The organism is Bradyrhizobium sp. SZCCHNRI3052 (genome assembly GCF_032484895.1).
Classification (GTDB): domain Bacteria; phylum Pseudomonadota; class Alphaproteobacteria; order Rhizobiales; family Xanthobacteraceae; genus Bradyrhizobium.
Genome location: NZ_JAUETW010000008.1, coordinates 266341 through 284961 on the forward strand (window position 1 = coordinate 266341; position 18621 = coordinate 284961).

17 protein-coding genes and 1 pseudogene are annotated in these 18621 nt (G+C 66.0%); 7 read left to right on the forward strand and 11 right to left on the reverse strand.

What is annotated here, in order from left to right; all coding sequences use genetic code 11:
- Positions 1 to 6: 6 nt before the first annotated feature.
- The 3 genes from QW887_RS22405 (at position 7) to QW887_RS22415 (ending at position 2399) form a co-directional block, all read left to right on the forward strand.
- The gene (locus QW887_RS22405; protein ID WP_316174189.1) at positions 7 to 354 is read left to right on the forward strand and encodes a RidA family protein; all 348 of its coding nucleotides are present in this window, start codon (positions 7 to 9) and stop codon (positions 352 to 354) included.
- 126 nt (positions 355 to 480) lie between these two features.
- Complete coding sequence (locus QW887_RS22410) at positions 481 to 1872, forward strand: M20/M25/M40 family metallo-hydrolase (protein WP_316174187.1); 1392 nt, start codon at positions 481 to 483, stop codon at positions 1870 to 1872.
- A 347-nt stretch (positions 1873 to 2219) separates the two neighbouring features.
- On the forward strand, positions 2220 to 2399 hold the full coding sequence (locus QW887_RS22415) for a hypothetical protein (protein ID WP_316174186.1): 180 nt from the start codon (positions 2220 to 2222) through the stop codon (positions 2397 to 2399).
- Positions 2400 to 2894: 495 nt separating this feature from the next.
- On the opposite strand, the gene QW887_RS22420 is transcribed toward QW887_RS22415, so the two are convergent.
- The 5 genes from QW887_RS22420 to QW887_RS22440 are packed head-to-tail and all read right to left on the reverse strand — an operon-like array spanning position 2895 to position 6861.
- Positions 2895 to 3662 (reverse strand): ABC transporter permease, encoded by a 768-nt coding sequence (locus tag QW887_RS22420; protein WP_315752795.1) that lies wholly within the window; start codon positions 3660 to 3662, stop codon positions 2895 to 2897.
- Positions 3659 to 4426: an ABC transporter permease gene (locus tag QW887_RS22425; protein ID WP_315752796.1), complete on the reverse strand. Its 768-nt coding sequence runs from the start codon at positions 4424 to 4426 to the stop codon at positions 3659 to 3661. Before QW887_RS22425 ends, QW887_RS22420 begins: the two co-directional genes overlap by 4 nt.
- Entirely contained in the window at positions 4423 to 5226 is an 804-nt protein-coding gene (locus tag QW887_RS22430) for an ABC transporter ATP-binding protein (RefSeq protein WP_315752797.1), read from the reverse strand. Before QW887_RS22430 ends, QW887_RS22425 begins: the two co-directional genes overlap by 4 nt.
- Before the next feature lies 1 nt (position 5227).
- Positions 5228 to 5926 (reverse strand): GntR family transcriptional regulator, encoded by a 699-nt coding sequence (locus tag QW887_RS22435; protein WP_315752798.1) that lies wholly within the window; start codon positions 5924 to 5926, stop codon positions 5228 to 5230.
- Positions 5926 to 6861: an ABC transporter substrate-binding protein gene (locus QW887_RS22440; protein ID WP_315752799.1), complete on the reverse strand. Its 936-nt coding sequence runs from the start codon at positions 6859 to 6861 to the stop codon at positions 5926 to 5928. Before QW887_RS22440 ends, QW887_RS22435 begins: the two co-directional genes overlap by 1 nt.
- Positions 6862 to 6960: 99 nt before the next feature.
- Between QW887_RS22440 and QW887_RS22445 the strand changes: the two genes are divergently transcribed.
- Both QW887_RS22445 and QW887_RS22450 read left to right on the forward strand, forming a co-directional pair.
- Positions 6961 to 7950 (forward strand): fumarylacetoacetate hydrolase family protein, encoded by a 990-nt coding sequence (locus tag QW887_RS22445; protein WP_315752800.1) that lies wholly within the window; start codon positions 6961 to 6963, stop codon positions 7948 to 7950.
- A gap of 50 nt (positions 7951 to 8000) precedes the next feature.
- Positions 8001 to 8777, forward strand: a complete 777-nt coding sequence (locus QW887_RS22450) for a cyclase family protein (protein WP_315713232.1) — start codon at positions 8001 to 8003, stop codon at positions 8775 to 8777.
- Between the two features lie 270 nt (positions 8778 to 9047).
- On the opposite strand, the gene QW887_RS22455 is transcribed toward QW887_RS22450, so the two are convergent.
- On the reverse strand, positions 9048 to 9662 hold the full coding sequence (locus QW887_RS22455) for a heme-binding protein (RefSeq protein WP_315752801.1): 615 nt from the start codon (positions 9660 to 9662) through the stop codon (positions 9048 to 9050).
- 959 nt (positions 9663 to 10621) lie between these two features.
- Here QW887_RS22455 and QW887_RS22460 point away from each other — a divergent pair.
- Positions 10622 to 11416 carry a fumarylacetoacetate hydrolase family protein gene (locus QW887_RS22460; RefSeq protein ID WP_315752802.1) on the forward strand — a complete coding sequence of 265 codons (795 nt, stop codon included), beginning with the start codon at positions 10622 to 10624 and terminating at the stop codon, positions 11414 to 11416.
- A gap of 354 nt (positions 11417 to 11770) precedes the next feature.
- Complete coding sequence (gene ccoG / locus QW887_RS22465) at positions 11771 to 13252, forward strand: cytochrome c oxidase accessory protein CcoG (RefSeq protein WP_316174183.1); 1482 nt, start codon at positions 11771 to 11773, stop codon at positions 13250 to 13252.
- Between the two features lie 8 nt (positions 13253 to 13260).
- On the opposite strand, the pseudogene QW887_RS22470 reads toward ccoG, so the two are convergent.
- The 5 genes and pseudogenes from QW887_RS22470 to QW887_RS22490 form a co-directional block, all read right to left on the reverse strand.
- Positions 13261 to 13584, reverse strand: a pseudogene (locus QW887_RS22470) (amidase); the annotation flags it as partial.
- Positions 13585 to 13689: 105 nt separating this feature from the next.
- Positions 13690 to 16023 carry a xanthine dehydrogenase family protein molybdopterin-binding subunit gene (locus QW887_RS22475; protein WP_316183912.1) on the reverse strand — a complete coding sequence of 778 codons (2334 nt, stop codon included), beginning with the start codon at positions 16021 to 16023 and terminating at the stop codon, positions 13690 to 13692.
- A 2-nt stretch (positions 16024 to 16025) separates the two neighbouring features.
- Positions 16026 to 16478: a (2Fe-2S)-binding protein gene (locus tag QW887_RS22480; protein ID WP_315713224.1), complete on the reverse strand. Its 453-nt coding sequence runs from the start codon at positions 16476 to 16478 to the stop codon at positions 16026 to 16028.
- A 358-nt stretch (positions 16479 to 16836) separates the two neighbouring features.
- A complete protein-coding gene (gene gfa, locus QW887_RS22485; protein ID WP_315713222.1) occupies positions 16837 to 17400 on the reverse strand; it encodes an S-(hydroxymethyl)glutathione synthase in 564 nt (187 codons plus the stop codon).
- A gap of 33 nt (positions 17401 to 17433) precedes the next feature.
- Positions 17434 to 18543 (reverse strand): S-(hydroxymethyl)glutathione dehydrogenase/class III alcohol dehydrogenase, encoded by a 1110-nt coding sequence (locus tag QW887_RS22490; protein WP_315752806.1) that lies wholly within the window; start codon positions 18541 to 18543, stop codon positions 17434 to 17436.
- Positions 18544 to 18621 lie beyond the last annotated feature (78 nt).

Here is an 18621-nt window from a genome sequence, read left to right on the forward strand (position 1 = left end):
GACATGATGACCATCACCCGCAAGATCCGCTCCGCCATCCACCACCGCATCGTCGAGGCCAACGGCTTCGTCTTCATCGGCGGCACCATCGCCGACGATACCTCGGTGTCGATGGGCGAGCAGACCCGCAACATCCTCGGCAAGATCGACGGCTTCCTGAAGCAAGCTGGCACCGACAGGTCGCGCGTCGTCTCCGGCCAGATCTTCGTCACCGACCTGTCGAAGAAGAAGGAGATGGATGCGGCTTGGACTGCGTTCTTCGGCGACGACCTGCCGGTTCGCGCCACGGTCGGCGTCTCCGATCTCGGCGGCGGCGCGCTGATCGAGATCGTGGTCACGGCCGTCAAGGGTTGAGCATCGCGCCGCATCGAGCGGTCAATCGATCACGCGCGGGGCTCGCTCCGCGCGTGATTTGCTTTTCGGTCCAATTCGATCGAACATGAGCCTGTCCGTCCACCGCACGCGCCGAAAGCCGACATCATGAATGAAGAGCGTAGCCTGCCGCGTCCATCTGCTGGCCTGAAGGCAGTGTTCGCTCACATCGAGAATCAAAAGCAGGATTTCCTGGCCCGCGTGATGGACTATGTCCGGCATCCCTCGATCAGCGCTCACAACATCGGCATCACCGAGGTCGCCGCACTGCTGGTCGCCATGCTGCGGGAGATCGGCCTCGACGCCGAGACGATCGCGACCGCCGGGCATCCGATGGTGCTCGGACGCTGGCAGAAGAAGCCGGGCGCACCTACCGTGCTGCTCTACGGGCACTACGACGTGCAGCCGCCGGATCCGTTGGAGCTGTGGCTGAGCCCGCCGTTCGAGCCGACCATCCGCGATGGGCGCATCTATGCCCGCGGCATTGGCGACAACAAGGGGCAGCATTTCGCGCAGCTCATGGCGATCGAATCCCATCTCCGAGTGCATGGCGAGCTGCCCTGCAATGTGATCTTTCTGCTCGAAGGCGAGGAGGAGATCGGCAGCCCGCGCATCGCCGATTTCGTCGCTGAGCATCGCGACGGGCTGAAGGCCGATTTCGTCGTCACCGCGGACGGGCCGATGCACCCCTCGGGGCGGCCGACCATGACCTATGGCGTGCGCGGCATGTGCTCGTTCGAGCTGCGCGCGAAGCACGCCAGCCGCGACGTGCATTCTGGCAACCTCGGCGGCATCGTGCCGAATCCGATCTGGACGTTGGTCCACCTGCTCGGGACGATGAAGAATGCCGCGGGCGAGATCACTATCGACGGTCTGCATGACGCAGTCGTGCCGCCGAGCGAGCTGGACATTGCTGCCGTGAAGCGCCTGCCGCTGGACCTCGATGCCGCCAAGGCGAGCCTCGGTCTCAGCCATCTCGATGCGCCGCCCGATCGCGGCTACTACGAACGTCTGATGTTCCATCCGACGCTGACCATCAACGGCTTGCACGGCGGTTATGGCGGACCGGGCAGCAAGACCGTGCTGCCCTGCGAGGCCTTCGCCAAATGCGACATCCGCCTGGTCGAGGCGATGACGCCGGACGACGTGTTGGCGAAGGTGGAGGCGCATGTGAAGCGCCATGCGCCGGAGGTGGAGTTCATCCGGCGCGGCGGCATGCTGCCGTCGCGCGTGCCGCTCGATTCGCCCTTTGGCGCGATCGTGCGCGATGCCATCGCGCTCGCGCAGGGCCTCACGCCGCTCGAATTCCCGTGCACCGGCGGCAGTCTGCCGGACTACGTCTTCACCAAGCTCCTCGGCATTCCCGCCTTCGTCGTTCCCTATGCGAATGCCGACGAGGCCAATCACGCGCCCAACGAGAACATGACGATCGACTGCTTCTACAATGGCATCCGCACCGGTGCGGCACTGCTCGACCGCGTCGGCGCGCGCGTGCGCTGATGCCGGCGGAACGGCCATCACGATTCCGCGTGCAGTGCGGGAGGCGTCATCGAGCAGCCACGAACGGATGGCAAGCACACGGTCGTCCGCCGCCTTGCGGGTGAATCGGCCGCACGCGGCGAGATCGCGCATGGATTAACGCAGTTGATATCGCCTAGTCTCGGAAGGGATTAGTAATCGCCGCTTCAGGGCTCGGAGCTGCCACATGCACGACCCCGTTGACCAGCCGAGTGATTCGGCAAGTTCCGCTTTCCCTTGCGCGCGCGATCAGCGCAGCGCTCCGGAACACCCCGCCGCGGTTCCTGTGATCCAGCTCGACCACGCGCCAGCAATCGAGCCTGCGCCCAATGTCGATGAGGCTGCACAAAGCCCTGGCGCTCTCGGTCGGAAACGAACCGATGACGCGCATCTTGTCACACCAACCATGTGGCGCTGAGAAGGTCCCGCTCTTGGCGGCGATCGAACATGCGATGTTCGGCGACGAGTTCCTGAAGAACACCTTCGCCAACAACATTCGAGACTTTTGAGATCGCCACCTACAAGTCGCGGCTCGCATTGTGCCGTGCCGCCGGTGTCGAGGAGGGTTCGCGCGCCCCGCGAGCAGTCGTTGCAGGAGGAGGACCGATGGCAGGGTGGGTCGACTCCAATGCCGAGAAGGTCACGGAATTTGTTGGGTATGAGGAGCGTCAGGCGGCGTAACCTGGCGGTATCTCGGTCGGGATATGGAACCCGTCAGCGCGATGACAACCTCCGGTATCATCCGGATACCCACGACTCTCCTGATCTAGTAAGTAAAAACTAGCCCTTCTTGGGGCGTTTCCTCCCTGGACTTGGGCCGCCTGCACTTCGTGTGTCGGCGGCCTCTTTCTTTCAGGGGGGTGGGGTGGTGCTCTGGCCCCCGCAATCGGCCCCATGGGCGTTCGGTCCAGTCGCGCTCCTCCAAGCCGGTGATATCTCCGCGACAGTGTGAGATCGAGATCGCCCCACGCCGCGTCGCCGACCGGGCGCGTGCGACCGGAGCCTCAGCGCCGCGCGTGCTGCCAGCGCAGCAGCCGGCTCTCGGCCGCGCCCATCGCGAGCGCGGTCGTGTAGCCGATGATTCCGAGCAGCATCACGCCGGCAAACAGATCCGCCGAGCGGAACGAGCGCGCCGACAGCAGCACCCATTGGCCGAGGCCGTCGAGACCGGCGAGCATCTCGCAGACGACGGCGAGGATCAGCGCGACCGTGAGGCTCAGCCGCATGCCGGCGAGGATGTCGGGTGCCGCCGATGGCAGCGCGATCTTGAAGATCACGGCGAGCCGCGACATGTGCAGCACCCGCGCGACTTCGTAGAGTCGTGGTTCGACCGCGGCGAAGCCGTGGATCGTCCCGAGCAGCAGCGGCCACAGCGAGCCGAACGCGATCACGAACAGCGCCATGCCCTGGCTCAGTCCAAGAACGGCGATGGCGACAGGAATGATCGCTGAGACCGGCAGCGGCCGCAGCAGCTCCAGGGTCGGTGCGACGTAGATGCGCATCGCCTTCGAGGAGCCGATCATGGCGCCGAGCGCGATGCCGGCGGCGGAGGCGAGCAGCCAGCCATAGGCCATATGCGTGAGGGTGCCCGTGAGCTTGGTCAGGAGATCGCCGCTCGTGAAGCCGCGCAGCAGCGCCGCCCAGGCGCGGTCGGGGCTGGGAAGAAACACCGGTGATATCAGCCGCTGATCGGCGGCGCACTGCCACAGCACGATGATGCCGGCGGCGACGGCGAAGCTGGCGAGGCGCCAGGCGGCGACCGACCACTTCATGCGGGGTCTCCCATCGCGGCCGCGCGCTCGAACAAGCTTTGTTGTGCAGCCATCAGCGCGGTATTGAGCGCAAACCCGGTCACGCCGATCCATACCAGATAGGCCAGCATCAGATCGGGCCGCAACGCCTGCTGCGCGGTCATGATGGCGGCGCCGAGGCCGAGCGGGTTGATCGCGATCTCCACCGTGACCGCGACGATCAGCGCGATGCCGGCGGCGAGCCGGAACGCCAGAAAGATGCGGGGCAGGGCGGCGGGGATGACGATCTTCCTGATGCGATCGCGCTGCGTCAGCCGCAGCACGCGCGCCACCTCGATCAGCCGCGGCTCGATGCCGCCCACCGCGGCACGCGTCACGATCAGCACCGGCCAGACGCAGGCAAAGGCGACGATCGCGATCTCCATGCGATAGCCGAAGCCGAGCGCGATCAGCGCGATCGGCAGCAGCGCCACTGAAGGAATGGGCCTGATCGCCTCGATCGTGACCTCCATCAGCCGGTTGAAGATAGGCGACAGGCCGAGCGCGATGCCCAGCACGAGGCCGATGGTGCCGCCGAGCGCGAGGCCGGCGAACACCGAGGCGAGCGTGTCGCGCGTCGCCGCCAGCAGCGAGCCGTCGGTCAGCGCGCCCAGCAAGGCGAGCGCGATCGCGCTCGGCGGCGCCAGCGAGTCGCTCTGCACGCCGGCGAGCCGCATCCAGGCTTCGAACACGAGCAGTGCCGCGAACGGCAGCAGCGCGGGCTTGATGCGATCCGGCATCGTCATTCGCTCGCCTTGATGAAGTCGAACAACTCGCGCCGCAGCCGCAGGAACTCCGGATGCTCGCGCGTCGCCAACTGGTCGCGCGGCCGCGGCAGGCCGATCTTCAATTCCAGGCCGACGCGGCCGGGATGCGGCAGCAGGCCGACCACGCGGTCGCCGAGATAGATCGCCTCCTCGAGATCATGCGTGACGAACACGACGGTGGCGCCGGTCGCCGCCACCAGCGCCAGCATCTCGTCCTGCAGTCCCTGGCGCGTCATCGCGTCCAGCGCGCCGAACGGCTCATCCATCAGCAGCACCTTCGGATCCTGCGCGAGGCAGCGCGCGATCTGCAGCCGCTGCTGCATGCCGCCCGACATCTCGGTCGGATATTTGGCCGCATGGCCGGCGAGCCCGACCTTGGCGAGCAACTCGGCGATGCGCGCCTCGCGCTGTGCGGAGGGCATTCCGATCGTCTCCAAGGCCAGCGAGATGTTGCCGGCGGCGGTGCGCCACGGCAGCAGCGCCTTGCCATAGTCCTGGAACACGACGGCGATCTCGCGCCGCGGCGCGCGCATCGCCTCGCCCTCGAAGCGCACGCTGCCGCCGGTCGGCTGGTACAGCCCGGCCGCCAGCCGCAGCGCCGTGGTCTTGCCGCAGCCGGAGGCGCCGACCACGCACAGGATCTCGCCAGATGCGACCTCCAGGCTGATCGTGTCGATGATCGTCTTGCCGCCGAGCACCAGCGCGACATCGTCGAAGGCGATCTGCGCGCGCGCAGGCGAGGGAGATGATTGCACCAATGCGAGGGCAGGCTCTGCCATCTCAGGCTCCCTTCGGATGCGGATAGACGATATCGACGGTCGAGCACAGATGTGCCTCAAGCCGCGCTTGGGCCGCGGCGGCATTGCGCGCGAGCACGAGGTCGGCGAGCGTCTCGTGCTCCTTGATGAATCCGCTGCCATCCTCGAAGCTGCGCATCATCACGCGGCGGTAGCGATAGGCCTGGTCGTAGAGATCCGAATGAGCGGCAAGCAGGCGCCGTGATCCGCAGGCCGCCAGCAGCGCGGTGTGAAACGCCTTGTGCAAGCGATCGAACTCCGGCGCGCCTTCGCGGAACTCGCTCTGCATGCGCTGGATGTAGCGGCGCATCTGATGGAGCGCGGCGATGATGCCGGCCTCCCATTGGTCGTCGCCGCTCTGCATCGCCAGCCGCAGCGCCTCTTTCTCTACGACAGTGCGCATGCGCGTGATGTCGACGAGATCGTCGCGGCTGACCTCGGCGACGCGAAAACCGCGCTGGCCGATGCCGACGATCAGGCCGCGCGACACCAGCCGCGACAGCCCCTCGCGCAGCGGCGTCGGCCCGATCTCGTAGCGCTTGGCAAGCTCGACGATCCCCAGACGCGAGCCGGGGGCCAGAATGCCGGCGACGATGTCGCGCTCGATCAGGGCGGCGGCGCGCTCGCTGAGCGTGTCGCCGCTCGTCGGCTCAGTCTGCAGGATCGGGTTCGTTGCCGTCATCAGTTGAGGATCAATGTCTTGAGATCGAGCTTGCTCTGCAACATCTTCTGCGCCGACATCACGTCGATCCACCACGCCAGCTGCTCGGGCTTCAGCACCGGCTCGGCGTAGTTCGGCGCCGTCAGCTTGACCAACTCCAGCGGCTGCTTGGTGAATTTGGCGATGGCGGCCGAGGCCTTCTCACGATCATTGTTCACGATTGGGGCGGCCTCCGCGATGGCGGCGCGGAATTTCTTCACCGTCTCCGGGTTCTTCTCGGCCCATTCGCGCGAGGCCGCATAGAAGATGATCGGCTCGGTGCGGGCGAGTTCGGCGGCGTAGCGCGCGCCGACCGTGCCGAGGCTGGCATTGGTCATGCGCGTCACGAACGGTTCGGCCGTCAGCACCGCATCGACGCCGCCCGACTTGATGGTGTCGGCCATAGTCGGAAACGTCACCTCGACGAAGTTGACGCTTCGTGGATCGACGCCCTTCTCGACCAGCCATTTCACGAACAGCACGTGCAGGAAGGCGCCGATGCCGGGGGCGCCGACCTTCTTGCCCTTGAAGTCCTGCGGCCCAGTGATGGTGATGCCGTTGCGCACGAAGGCGGCGACCGCATCGTTCGAGGTCTTGTTCATGATCGAGGCGCCGGAGACCGCGACGAGGTCGAGCCCACCGTCGGCGGCCTGGAGGAACACGGTCGATGTCGGCCCGCCGATCTGGATCGAGTTGGAGAGGATGGCGGCGGGGATGTTCGAGTTGATCCCGATCAGCACCATCTCTGCGTCGAGCCCGTGCTTCTTGAAGAGACCCTCATCGACCGCGACCATCGCCGAGGCGCAGTCCGAGGTGGCGGTGCAGCCGATCTGGATCTTCTCCGCGCGTGTCGCAGATGTGAGCACAAGCGTGGCCAGCACCGATCCGAGCGCAGCACTGATGATCCGATGACGCATCCTTGACTCCTCCCCGGGCGCCCGTCTCTCGGATGCCTCTTGTTTATCGATATTTTATATGTTTGTATATTTTTAGACAGAACACAAGGGGAGGCCAGCGTGAAACTTGCGACATTTCGGGCGGAAGGCGGGGAGCGGATCGGCGTCGTCCATGGCGGCGATTCCAAGCTTTTCGACCTCACCGCGGCCGCCGATCGTGCTGGCAAGAGCAATCCGGCGTTCGGCTCGATGCTGTCGTTGATCGATGCCGGCGAAGCCGCGCTCGACGCAGCACGCGCGCTGGTCGAGCGCCATGGCAGCGACGAAAGCCTCTCGCGCGACGTCGGCGGCACCGAGCTGCTGGCCCCGGTGCCGGAGCCGCGGCAGATGCGCGACGGCATGTCGTTTCCGCTGCACATCCTGCAGGCGCCGCGCGGCCAGCGAAAGCTCGCGGCGCGGCAGCGCGGCGACGCGCAGGAGCTCGCGCGCATCGATGCCGAGCCGCTCGGCGAATTGCCCGAGGTCTATCGCAAGGTCCCGATCTTCTACATCACCAACCGCTTCAGCGTGCGTGGCCCGAACACGACGGTGAAATGGCCGCGCTACAGCAAGGTGATGGACTATGAGCTGGAGTTCGGCATCATCACCAGGGGCAAAGGCAAGGATATTCCGGCCGCGAAGGCGCGCGATCACATCTTCGGCTTCACGATCTTCAACGACTTCTCCGCGCGCGACACGCAGCGCATCGAGATGGACGGCCGGCTCGGCCCCTCCAAAGGCAAGAGCTTTGACGGCGGCAACGTGATGGGGCCGTGGATCGTGACCCCCGACGAGATCGGCGATCCCTATCGCCTGAAGATGGAGGCGCGGGTCAACGGCGAGGTCCGCTCGCGTGGCGTCAGCGAGGGCATGCTATTTTCGTTCGAGGAGCTGATCGCCTATATCAGCAAGGACGAGACCCTGATGCCCGGCGAGTTCATCGGCTCGGGCACCGTCGGCAACGGCTGCGGTCTCGAGCTCGGCTGGTATCTCGAACATGGCGACGTGATCGAGCTCGAGGTCGAGAAGATCGGCATCCTGAAGAACAAGGTCGAGCGGCAGGACGTCTGATCCTGCTGCCGACGACAACAACCAATAACGACAAAGCGAGAGGACCGCCCATGGCCCGCAGACTGATCGACATCTCCGTGCCCTTGCAGAACGACGTGCCCGCCGATCCGCCCGGCAATCATCCGACCATCACCTATATCGACCATCAGCAGGGCCTGCCGCGCATGCTGCAGTTCTTCGACGGGCTGAAAGCCGAGGATCTGCCGGACGGGCAGGGCTGGGCGGTCGAGCAGGTGAATCTTTCGACCCACAACGGCACGCATCTCGATGCGCCCTGGCATTTTCATCCGACGATGAATCGCGGCGAGCGCGCCTGGACCATCGACGAGGTGCCGCTGGAGTGGTGTTTGCAGCCGGGCGTGAAGCTCGACTTCCGTCGTTTCCCGGACGGCTATGTGGTGACCGCGAGGGATGTCGAGGATGAGCTCAAGCGCATCGGCCACACGCTGTCGCCGCTCGAGATCGTCGTGGTCAATACCTCGGCCGGCGCGCGCTTCGGCCAGGCCAACTACGTCAATTCGGGCTGCGGCATGGGCTATGAGGCGACGATGTATCTGCTCGAGCGCGGCGTGCGCCTGACCGGCACCGACGGCTGGAGCTGGGACGCGCCGTTCGTGTTCACCGCGCAGAGATACGCCGAGACCCACGATGCCGCGCTGATCTGGGAAGGCCACAAGGCCGGACGCCACATCGGCTATTGCCATCTTGAGAAGCTGCACAATCTGGAGCAACTGCCGTCGACGGGGTTCATGGTGTCGTGTTTCCCGGTCAAGATCGAGCGCGCCTCGGCCGGATGGACGCGGGCGGTGGCGATCATCGAGGGGTGAGGCGGCTAATCTCCGATTGAAGTCACGACATGGGTTCTGGCGCGTTTGATCTTCGCGTCATTCCGGGGCGGCGCGCGCCAGCGCGACGAGCCCGGAATCCATCGAGCCGCGCGACGTGCTGAAGGATGGATTCCGGGTTCGCGCTGCGCGCGCCCCGGAATGACCGAGGAGAGGGCTCGGCAAAGCCAGAGAGGGAGCTCGTTGCGCGTCGTGGTGACAGTTGCGAGCCGACCTTAACTACAAAATCAGGCCGCTCTCTCTCATCTCGCTTTAGCAACTACACGCCAGCATGACCTCGTTCCGCCGCAGCATCGGCAGGGTCCAGGGCGGATTGTAGAACGCGAGCAGCGGCGATCCGGTGACGGTCAGCCCCTTGCGCTGCGCGTAGTCGCGCAGTTGGCGAGTCTTGTCAGCGATGATGCCGTCGGAGGTGGAGCCCGAAAAGGTGATCGCGACCATGCGCTGCGCAGACTGGGCCGTCAGCTTGATCCGGGCATCGGCCGGCGGCGGCAGAGTGTCGAGCGACCAGTTCGAGGGCATCACGAAGCTGATGCTCCAGCGGTCGCTGGCGACGCCATCGGCGGGCGCGATGGTGGCGCTGGCCTGCTGCTGCACCGGTGCCGTCATCGCGATCTTGGCTTTCGCACGGTTGGCGCCGAAAATGTAGCCGGCGATGATGCGAAAGCCTTCCTCGATCGCCGGCTTGCGCGCGCCCTGCACCTCGGCCTGCGCGATGATCATCGGTGCATAGGCGCGGATTTCGAAGTCGCCATCGCGCGAAACGACGTCGTATCTGGGATGTTCGACCCGGCTCATGAGCGGCCCTGCGGCAATGGCGGCGCCGGCGAGGACAAGCACGGTGGCGCCTGCGAGCCAGATCAGCATGCGGCGTCTCCTCGGTGGTGTCGGCTCGGTCATCGCGGTTGCGCCGTCAGGTTTGAATAACGAGGAAACGCGAGCGAAGGTCCGGCAGATCACGTGCCGGCTGCCCGCCTGCGGTCGTCCTTCGACGCCCGACTTTAGCGTCGCCCGGATGAGCGCAGCGATATCCGGGATCGCACGAGGCGTAGGGGACCCGCGGATGTCGCTGCGCTCATCCGGGCTACGCGCGTGCCGATGGCGGTGCATGCCCGTCGGGCGACTCGGGCTCGGGCGCGACAAGATGCGCCGCCCCGCAACCCCTCTCATGATCCAGATCGTGCCTGCGCCGAAAACGAAAATTCCGCAGCGCGCTCAGCGCGATCGCCTCTGTCCAGATCTCGGCGTAAAAATTTCCAACTTTCGTTTTATCGGAAGATGTGCTCTCCTCCCTCCATCCCGCCTCATGCAGAGGGGCGTACGCGTCGTCACGATACGTTGAGGCGGGGAGCGGTGGCCGCGGGTCTGTCAGGCGCTTTTGCGCAAGACGACTGTCAGCTCGCGGACGTTCAAGCCGTGTGGTCCTGGCGCCCCGATGCTGGCGCCAAGCCTGATGCCGACCTGACGGGTTGCGCAGGTGACGGGGGCAAACAAGCCGGTCCCCGGGGAGAGCTCGGAGCAGACGTTCACCCATCGCGCAGGGAAGGCCGGGTCTGTCCGGCTGAACCTGTGGTTCCTGCCGCCTGCATTTTTCCGCAGGCGGGCCACGGGCCTCAGTCGAGGTCCGGCCTTCCCTGCGCCCTCGCGTTTCCGGCGAGGGTCTCGAGCATCGCTTCGGGCGCGTGTTGCGCTGCGAGGGCGACGGCGCGTGCGCGCATGGTGGCGCTGGCATACTGGATATGCTTATCAGTTGAGCGGGGCGCCGATGCTGGCGCGCCACCACCAACAAATCAGCCGGCCGCAACGGCTGATCCAGGAGGAACCCCATGGCAGACACCTCACGCCGCGATCTCCTCGTCGCCGGCAGCGCCGCGGCAGCGGCTGCGATCATGACGGACACCTACCCTGCCGCTGCACAGGCCGGGCCGAAGCCGATCTTCGCCGTGCCGGCGACCACCATTCCGATCGCCGGCGAGCAGGGCGTGTTCCCCGTCCGCCGCATCTACTGCATCGGGCGCAACTACGCGGCGCATGCCATCGAGCGCGGCTCCGATCCGAACCGCGAGCCGCCGTTCTTCTTCCAGAAGCCGACCGACGCGATCCAGAACGTCGCGATCGGCGAGGTCGCCGATCATCCTTATCCGTCGCTGACCAAGAACTATCATCACGAGGTCGAACTGGTCGCGGCGCTGAAATCCGGCGGCACCAACATTCCCGCCGAGTCCGCGCTCGATCATGTCTATGGCTACGCGCTCGGCCTCGACATGACCCGCCGTGACCTGCAGAACGGCATGGCCGCCGAGAAGAAGCCATGGGAGATCGGCAAGAGTTTCGATCATGCCGCCGTGCTCGGCCCGATCCATCCGGTGGCGAAGGTCGGCCACTTCACCAAGGGCGCGATCTCGCTCGCGGTCAACGGCACGGTCCGGCAGAACTCCGACCTCACCAAGATGATCTGGAGCGTCGCCGAGCAGATCGCGAAACTGTCCGAGGCGTTCGAGCTGAAGGCCGGCGACATCATCTATTCCGGCACGCCGGAGAATGTCGGCCCGGTCGTCAAGGGCGACGTGCTCTTGTGCAAGCTCGAGGGCCTGCCGGACATGTCGATCAAGATCGTTTGAGAGAGGGGCTGGACCACACGTCGTGTGCAGCACGTTGACGCTGCCGATCGGAACGGACGTCGCCGCCGCAATGCCGGTACGCGCCTTCTCCCCGCGCGCGGGGAGAGACGAGCAGCGAGCGTCGCTACGCGCGCTATCCAACAAGCGCGGCAGCCGCAGCCATCCCTCCGGATGCTGCGACTGACGCCGTGGCGCTCGCGGCGCCGCGCCTCTCATCGCCTGTCGGACGGGAACTATCGTTGTTCCCGCGCAAACAGGCGCTGCCAGCCGTTCGCAAGTTTGTGGCCCGACAAAGAGCCGCCGGGCACCGCCGCCTATCGTTGCCCTGCATCAGCCGAGCGAACGAGGGCAGCCGTGGCCATCACCATCGAGATCGATCACGCCAAGACGCGGCGCATGGCGCAGGGCCAGGGCCCAAGCAGGGGCCAGGGTCAGGCCCGCGGCCCGGCACGGTCGTTGCGCAGCGCTGGCGGCCCGGTGGTTCCGCAGGGCGTCAAGGGGCCAATCCGGCGGCTGAAATGGCTGATTCTCGTTCTGACGCTCGCCGTCTACTACATCACGCCGTTCGTGCGCTGGAACCGCGGGCCGAATGCGCCAGGCCAGGCCGTGCTGCTCGATTTCGCCCACGGAAAGCTCTATCTTGGCCCCGCCGAGATCTGGCCGCAGGATCTCTATCTCATCACCGCGGCGATGCTGCTGGCGACGTTCATCCTCGTCCTGGTCAACGCGCTGGCCGGCCGCCTGTGGTGCGGCTTCGCCTGTCCGCAGACGGTGTGGACCGACCTTTTCCTGCTGGTCGAGCGCCTCGTCGAGGGCGACCGCCGGCAGCGGCTGAAGAACGTCGGCGCGCCGCTGACGGCGCGGCGGATCGCACAGATCGCCACCAAGCACGCGCTGTGGATGGCGATCGCGCTCGGCACCGGCGGCACCTTGATCTTCTACTTCACCGATGCGCCGGAGCTGGTGCGCGATGTCCTGCATGGCGAGATGTCGGCGACAGCGCTGACCTGGACCTTGGTGTTCGCCGGCACGACCTATGGCCTCGCCGGTTTCGCGCGCGAGCAGGTCTGCACCTTCATGTGCCCGTGGCCGCGTCTTCAAGGCGCGATCTGGGATCCGGAAGCCTTCACGGTGAACTATCGCGATTATCGCGGCGAGACCCGGATGTCGGCGAAGAAGGCCGCCGAGGCGCGGTCGCAGGGGCTGCCGGCCGGCGATTGCGTCGATTGCGGCGCCTGCGTCGCCGTCTGCCCGATCGGCATCGACATCCGCCAGGGGCCGAGCTTCGCCTGCATCAATTGCGGCCTCTGCGTCGATGCCTGCGACGGCGTGATGGCCAAGCTCGACCGTCCGCGCGGCCTGATCGACTACGAGAGCTGGCGCAACATCGAGCGTGGGCGTGTCGGCGAGCCACGTGTCTCACGGCTGGTGCGGCCGAAGACGATCGGGCTCGCGCTCGCCTGCGTCGCTGTGGCCGGCGTGATCGCTGTGTCGTTCGTCACGAAGACGACCGCCGTGCTGTCGGTGCAGCATGATCGCGATCCGATGTCGGTGCGGCTGTCGGATGGCTCGGTGCGCAACGGCTACACGGTGAAGCTGCTCAACAAGTCGTCCGCCGTGCAGAGCTTCAGGCTCGGCATCAGCGGCATCGATGCGGCGCTCGCCATCGTCGGCCATGCGGCGGCGGATGCGATCGAGGTCGAGCCGGACGGCTCGGAGGCGCTGCGGGTGACGCTGACCATGCCCGAGTCTGTGGATGCCGATGTCACCTTCCAGGCGGTCGATGCCAACGGCCAGGTCGTGCTGACCGCGCGCGACCGCTTCGTGAACCGGTAGAGGAGGGCCTACAGATAGGATTTCGGCAGCAGCATGTGGATGCCCTTGTTGCCGTCGACCAGCTGGGTGACGCGCAGATTGCCGGCCAGCGAGCACAGCATGTAGGCCTGGTTGCGCGACAGGTTGGTGCGGGCGCAGACGTGCTTGACCATCTCGCGCACCGCCTGCTTGGCGGCGTCATCGAGATCCTCGCCGAGGCCGATCGACATCAGGTGGGTGGCGTTCTCGGCGAACGGCCAGGTGATGTCCATGTCCTTGCGCACGGTGAGGCGGAAGGTGCCGGTGACGCCGGTCTCGAGCGCGGTGATGCAAACCTCGCCGTCCGCCGTGATCGGCCGCTATGCCTCGGTGCGCTACGGGCGCTGACTGATCCTGCTTCTTCTGGCGTGATCATCGGCCGGATCGCTCCGGCCGATGATCTGCTGATTGCTGCAAGCTCAGGTCGCGAGCTGATTGCCGATCGGCAATGCGCGCAGGCGCTTGCCCGTTGCGGCAAAGATCGCGTTGGCGAGCGCCGGCGCGAATGGCGGCACGCCCGGCTCTCCGACGCCGCTCGGCGGCGTGTCGGCATCAACGGGCACGATGTGCACGTTGGTGACCAGCGGCGCCTCGTCGATTCGGACCACCGGATGGTCGTCGAAGTTGCGCTGCTGCACCCGGCCATTCTTGAAGCTGATCTCGCCATATTTGGCGAGGCTCAGCCCCATGATCGCGGCGCCTTCGAGCTGCGAGGCGATGCGCTCGGGGTTGACGAAGGTGCCGCAGTCGATCGCGGTGTCGACCTGATGCACCACGAGCTTGCCCTTGTCGTCGACCGACACCTCCACGATGGTGGCGATGTAGCTGACGAAGCTGCGATGCGCGGCGATGCCGAGGCCGTGGCCCTTGGGCACCGAGCGGCCCCAATTGCCCTTCTCGGCCACGAACTCGACGACGCGGCGCAGCCGGCCGGTGTCGATCGGATAGCTCTCGTAGGGCTCGCCGTAGTTCCAGAGATCCTTCACCGAGGCGAGCTTCAGGACGCGCGGAGTGCCGATCAGATCGAGCAGCGTGTCCTTCTGGTCGCGGCCGGTGGCATGGGCAATCTCGCCGACCATCGATTGCACGGCGAAGGCGCGCGGGATGTTGGAGACCGAGCGGAACCAGCCGATGCGGGTCATCGCCTTGGCGGCGGGATTCTCACATTGGATGTTGGCGATCTCGAACGGCATGTCGACGAGGCCCATGCCGAGCTCGAACGGCGCGGCATGATCGGCGCCCGCCGCGAAGGTCGACAGGATGGTCGGCGCGACGCTGCGGTGGCGCCAGGCCACCACCTTGCCGCTCTTGTCGAGCCCGGCTTCGATGCGCTCCACCGACACGGTGTGCAGGAAATCGTGATGGAGGTCGTCATCGCGTGTCCACTGCACCTTGACCGGTGCGCCCAGCGTCTTCGACAGCAGGGCAGCCTCGAGCGCGAAGTCGCATTTTGACTTCCGCCCGAACCCGCCGCCGAGCAGGGTGACGTTGACGGTGACGTTCTCCGGCGGGATCTGCAGCGTCTTGGCGACATCCTCGTGCGTGCCGCCGGGGCTCTGCACAGGCGCCCAGATCTCGGCCTTGTCGCCCTTGACGTCGGCGACCGCGACCGGCGGCTCCATGCTGGCATGGGCGAAATGCGGCAGGTAGTACTCGCCGGTGATCACCTTGTCGGCCGACTTCAGCGCGGCCTCGACGTCGCCTTCCTCGCGTACGACGAGGCCCGGCTGGCGCGCGGCGGCCTCGAGCTCGGCCCGATAGGCGACAGAGTCGTAGCTCGCATTGGCGCCGTCGTCCCACTCGACCTTGAGCACGTCGCGGCCCTTGATCGCGGCGCCGGTGTTGCGCGCGATCACCGCGACGCCGCCAAGCGGCTGGAACTTCGATGGCCAGGGCCAGCCCTTGACCTCGATCACCTGCTCGACGCCGGGCACCTTCAGTGCCTCGGCCGGATCGAACGACTTGACCTTGCCGCCGGTCACCGGCGGCCGGGCGATGACCGCGTATTTCATGCCGGGCAGGCGGACATCGGCGCCGTAGCGCGCCTTGCCGACGGTGATGTCGTGCAGATCGACGATGCTGACCTGACCCTTGCCGAGATAGCGGAAGTCCTTCGGCGATTTCAGTTGCACGGTGTCAACCGCAGGCACCGGCAGACTGGCGGCATCGGCCGCGAGCTCGCCGAAGCCGAGGCGGCGGCCGCTGGCGCTGTGCACGACCTCATGATTGACGGCTTTCACCTCGCTCGGCGGCACGCCGAGGCGCTTGGCCGCCGCGGCTTCGAGCATCGCCCGCGCCATGGCGCCGATCTGTCGCATCGGCAGCAGATAGTGCCGCGTGCTGCGCGAACCGTCGGTATCCTGGTTGCCGAACTTCACCTCGTCGCCGGGGGCCTGCACGACGCGCACGCGCGACCAGTCGGCCTCCATCTCCTCCGCCACGATCAGCGGCAGGCTGGTACGCACGCCCGTGCCCATCTCGGAGCGGTGGGCGAGGATCGACACGATGCCGTCGGGGGCGATCGAAACGAAAACCTTGGGATCGACCACGGTGCCGTGCGGCATCTTGCCGGCGCCGGTTTCATAGGCGGCAAACGCCGGGCGCGACAGCAAGGGAGCCGCGAGCACGAACCCGCCGGCGAGGCCCAGCGTCTGCAGGATGGTACGGCGCGAGACGTTCTCGACCTTGAGATGCCGCTCGAAGCCGCGGCGAGAAGCAGACTTTGCGATGTCGGGATTTGCGATGATGTTCATGATCACACCCCCGTCGAGGCCAGATGGATCGCATTCTCGATGCGCTGATAGCAGCCGCAGCGGCAGATGTTGCCGGCCATCGCATCCCTGATCTGGTCATGCGACGGTTTGGGATTCTCGTTCAAGAGTGCGGCCGCTTGCATGATCTGCCCGGCCTGGCAGAAGCCGCATTGCGGCACGTTGACCTGCCGCCATGCCTTCTGCACCGGATGATCTCCGGTCGGATGCAGACCTTCGATGGTGGTGACCTCCCGTCCCGCGACATCCGATACTGCGGTGATGCAGGCGCGCGCCGCTTCCTTGTCGACCATCACGGTGCAGGCGCCGCACAGCGCTGCGCCGCACCCGTATTTCGTTCCGGTCAAACCCAGCTCGTCGCGCAGATACCACAGCAGCGGCAGGCTCGGATCGCCATCCCAGCTCTGCTCCTGTCCGTTGATTTTCACCTTGATCATGTTCGCCCTCGCTCTGTCGGACCAATGGTCGCTGGTTCTGATCGTTGGTGGACGCGCGCGGGACCACATGTCCTTACGTGCACGCGCCGGATCAATTGAGAGTTGTCGGAAGACGATTGATGATAGCAGACCGGGACAGGCATCGGTCTACACAGGCGCGTGTGTTGTCAGAGCAGACAAGCGCTGCGCGTGCAGCCCGCTGCAATGCAAATGCGGAACAATGGGCGATGCGCCGACGACGATGGCGGCCGCCTGACCAAAACGGCGACAAAAAGAATGCCTCGCCAGCGTGGGGCAGGCGAGGCACCAAGTCTTCAGGAAGGAACGCTTCAGTTGTACGCTTGGTCCGTGGCGGCCGTCAGGCCGCCTTTGCTTTCGCCACGTGGGTGGCAATCGCATCCATCAGGGCCGGCGACAGGCAGTCATAGGGCTCGAGCCCCAGCTCCTTCAATCGCGCCCGAATCTCGCCCATCTGTTCCGGCTTCACGCCCGACTCGATCACCGAGGAGACGAAGGCCGCAAAGCCCGGCGCGGCCGAACCCTGCTCCTGGAACAGCTCGGGGTGAATGAAGTCGAGGCCGTAGAACGGGTGGCCCGTGTTCTCGATGCGGCCATACATATGCGTGCCGCAGCCGGTGCAGGCATAGCGCTGGATGACGGCGGAGGGATCGACGATCTTGAGCTTGTCGCCGTTCTCCAGCACCGTGACGTTCTGCCGCGGCACCACGGCAACGACCGAGAAGGTCGCGCCGGAGGGCTTCCAGCATTTGGTGCAGCCGCACGCGTGGTTATGCGCGACATCGCCCTTGATGCCGACCTTGACCGGCCGGTCGTGGCATTTGCAGACCAGCGTGCCGCCGGCGAAATGGCCGCTTCCCTGTTTGACGCCGTTATCGACGGACGGATGGATGTGGACAGTCATGGCGCAATCCTCCTCAGTTTTGCGTGCTTGGGGTCAGAACACGACGACGGAACGGATCGATTTGCCCTCATGCATCAGGTCGAAGCCCTTGTTGATGTCTTCGAGCTTGAGCGTGTGGGTGATCATCGGGTCGATTTCGATCTTCCCGTTCATGTACCAGTCGACGATCTTGGGAACGTCGGTGCGCCCGCGCGCGCCGCCGAACGCCGTGCCCTTCCAGACGCGTCCGGTGACGAGCTGGAATGGGCGGGTCGCGATCTCCTTGCCGGCCTCGGCGACACCGATGATGATCGATTCGCCCCAGCCGCGATGGCAGGCTTCCAGCGCCTGGCGCATCACCGTGGTATTGCCGGTGCAGTCGAAGGTGTAGTCGGCACCGCCGTCGGTCAGCGCGACCAGGTGCTGGACGATGTCGCCGGTCACCTTCTTCGGGTTGACGAAATGGGTCATGCCGAAGCGGCGGCCCCATTCCTCCTTGCTGTCATTGAGGTCAACGCCGATGATCTTGTCGGCCCCCGCCATCCTGGCGCCCTGAATGACATTGAGCCCGATGCCGCCGAGGCCGAACACCACGACGTTCGAGCCGGGCGTGACCTTGGCCGTGTTGACGACCGCGCCGACGCCGGTGGTGACACCGCAGCCGATATAGCAGCTCTTGTCGAAGGGCGCGTCCTCGCGGATCTTGGCGACCGCGATCTCCGGCAACACGGTGAAGTTGGAGAAGGTCGAGCAGCCCATGTAGTGGTAGATGGCCTGGCCCTTGTAGCTGAAGCGCGACGTGCCGTCGGGCATCAGGCCCTTGCCCTGCGTGGCGCGGATCGCGGTGCAGAGATTGGTCTTGCGGCTGAGGCAGCTCTTGCACTGGCGGCATTCCGGTGTGTAGAGCGGAATGACGTGGTCGCCGGGCTTGACCGAGGTCACGCCCGGGCCGACCTCGCGCACGATGCCGGCGCCCTCATGGCCGAGGATCGAGGGGAAGATGCCCTCGCTGTCGAAACCGTCGAGCGTGTAGGCATCGGTGTGGCAGATGCCGGTGGCCTTGATCTCGACCAGTACCTCGCCGGCCTTCGGCCCTTCGAGGTCGACCTCGACGATCTCCAGCGGCTTCTTGGCTTCGAAAGCGACCGCGGCGCGCGTCTTCATGTCTCAAACTCCTCTTTCATTCTCTTGAGCCCGCGACGCTGCCCAGGGAAACTGTTCAGCCGCGGTCCCCGTCGTCAG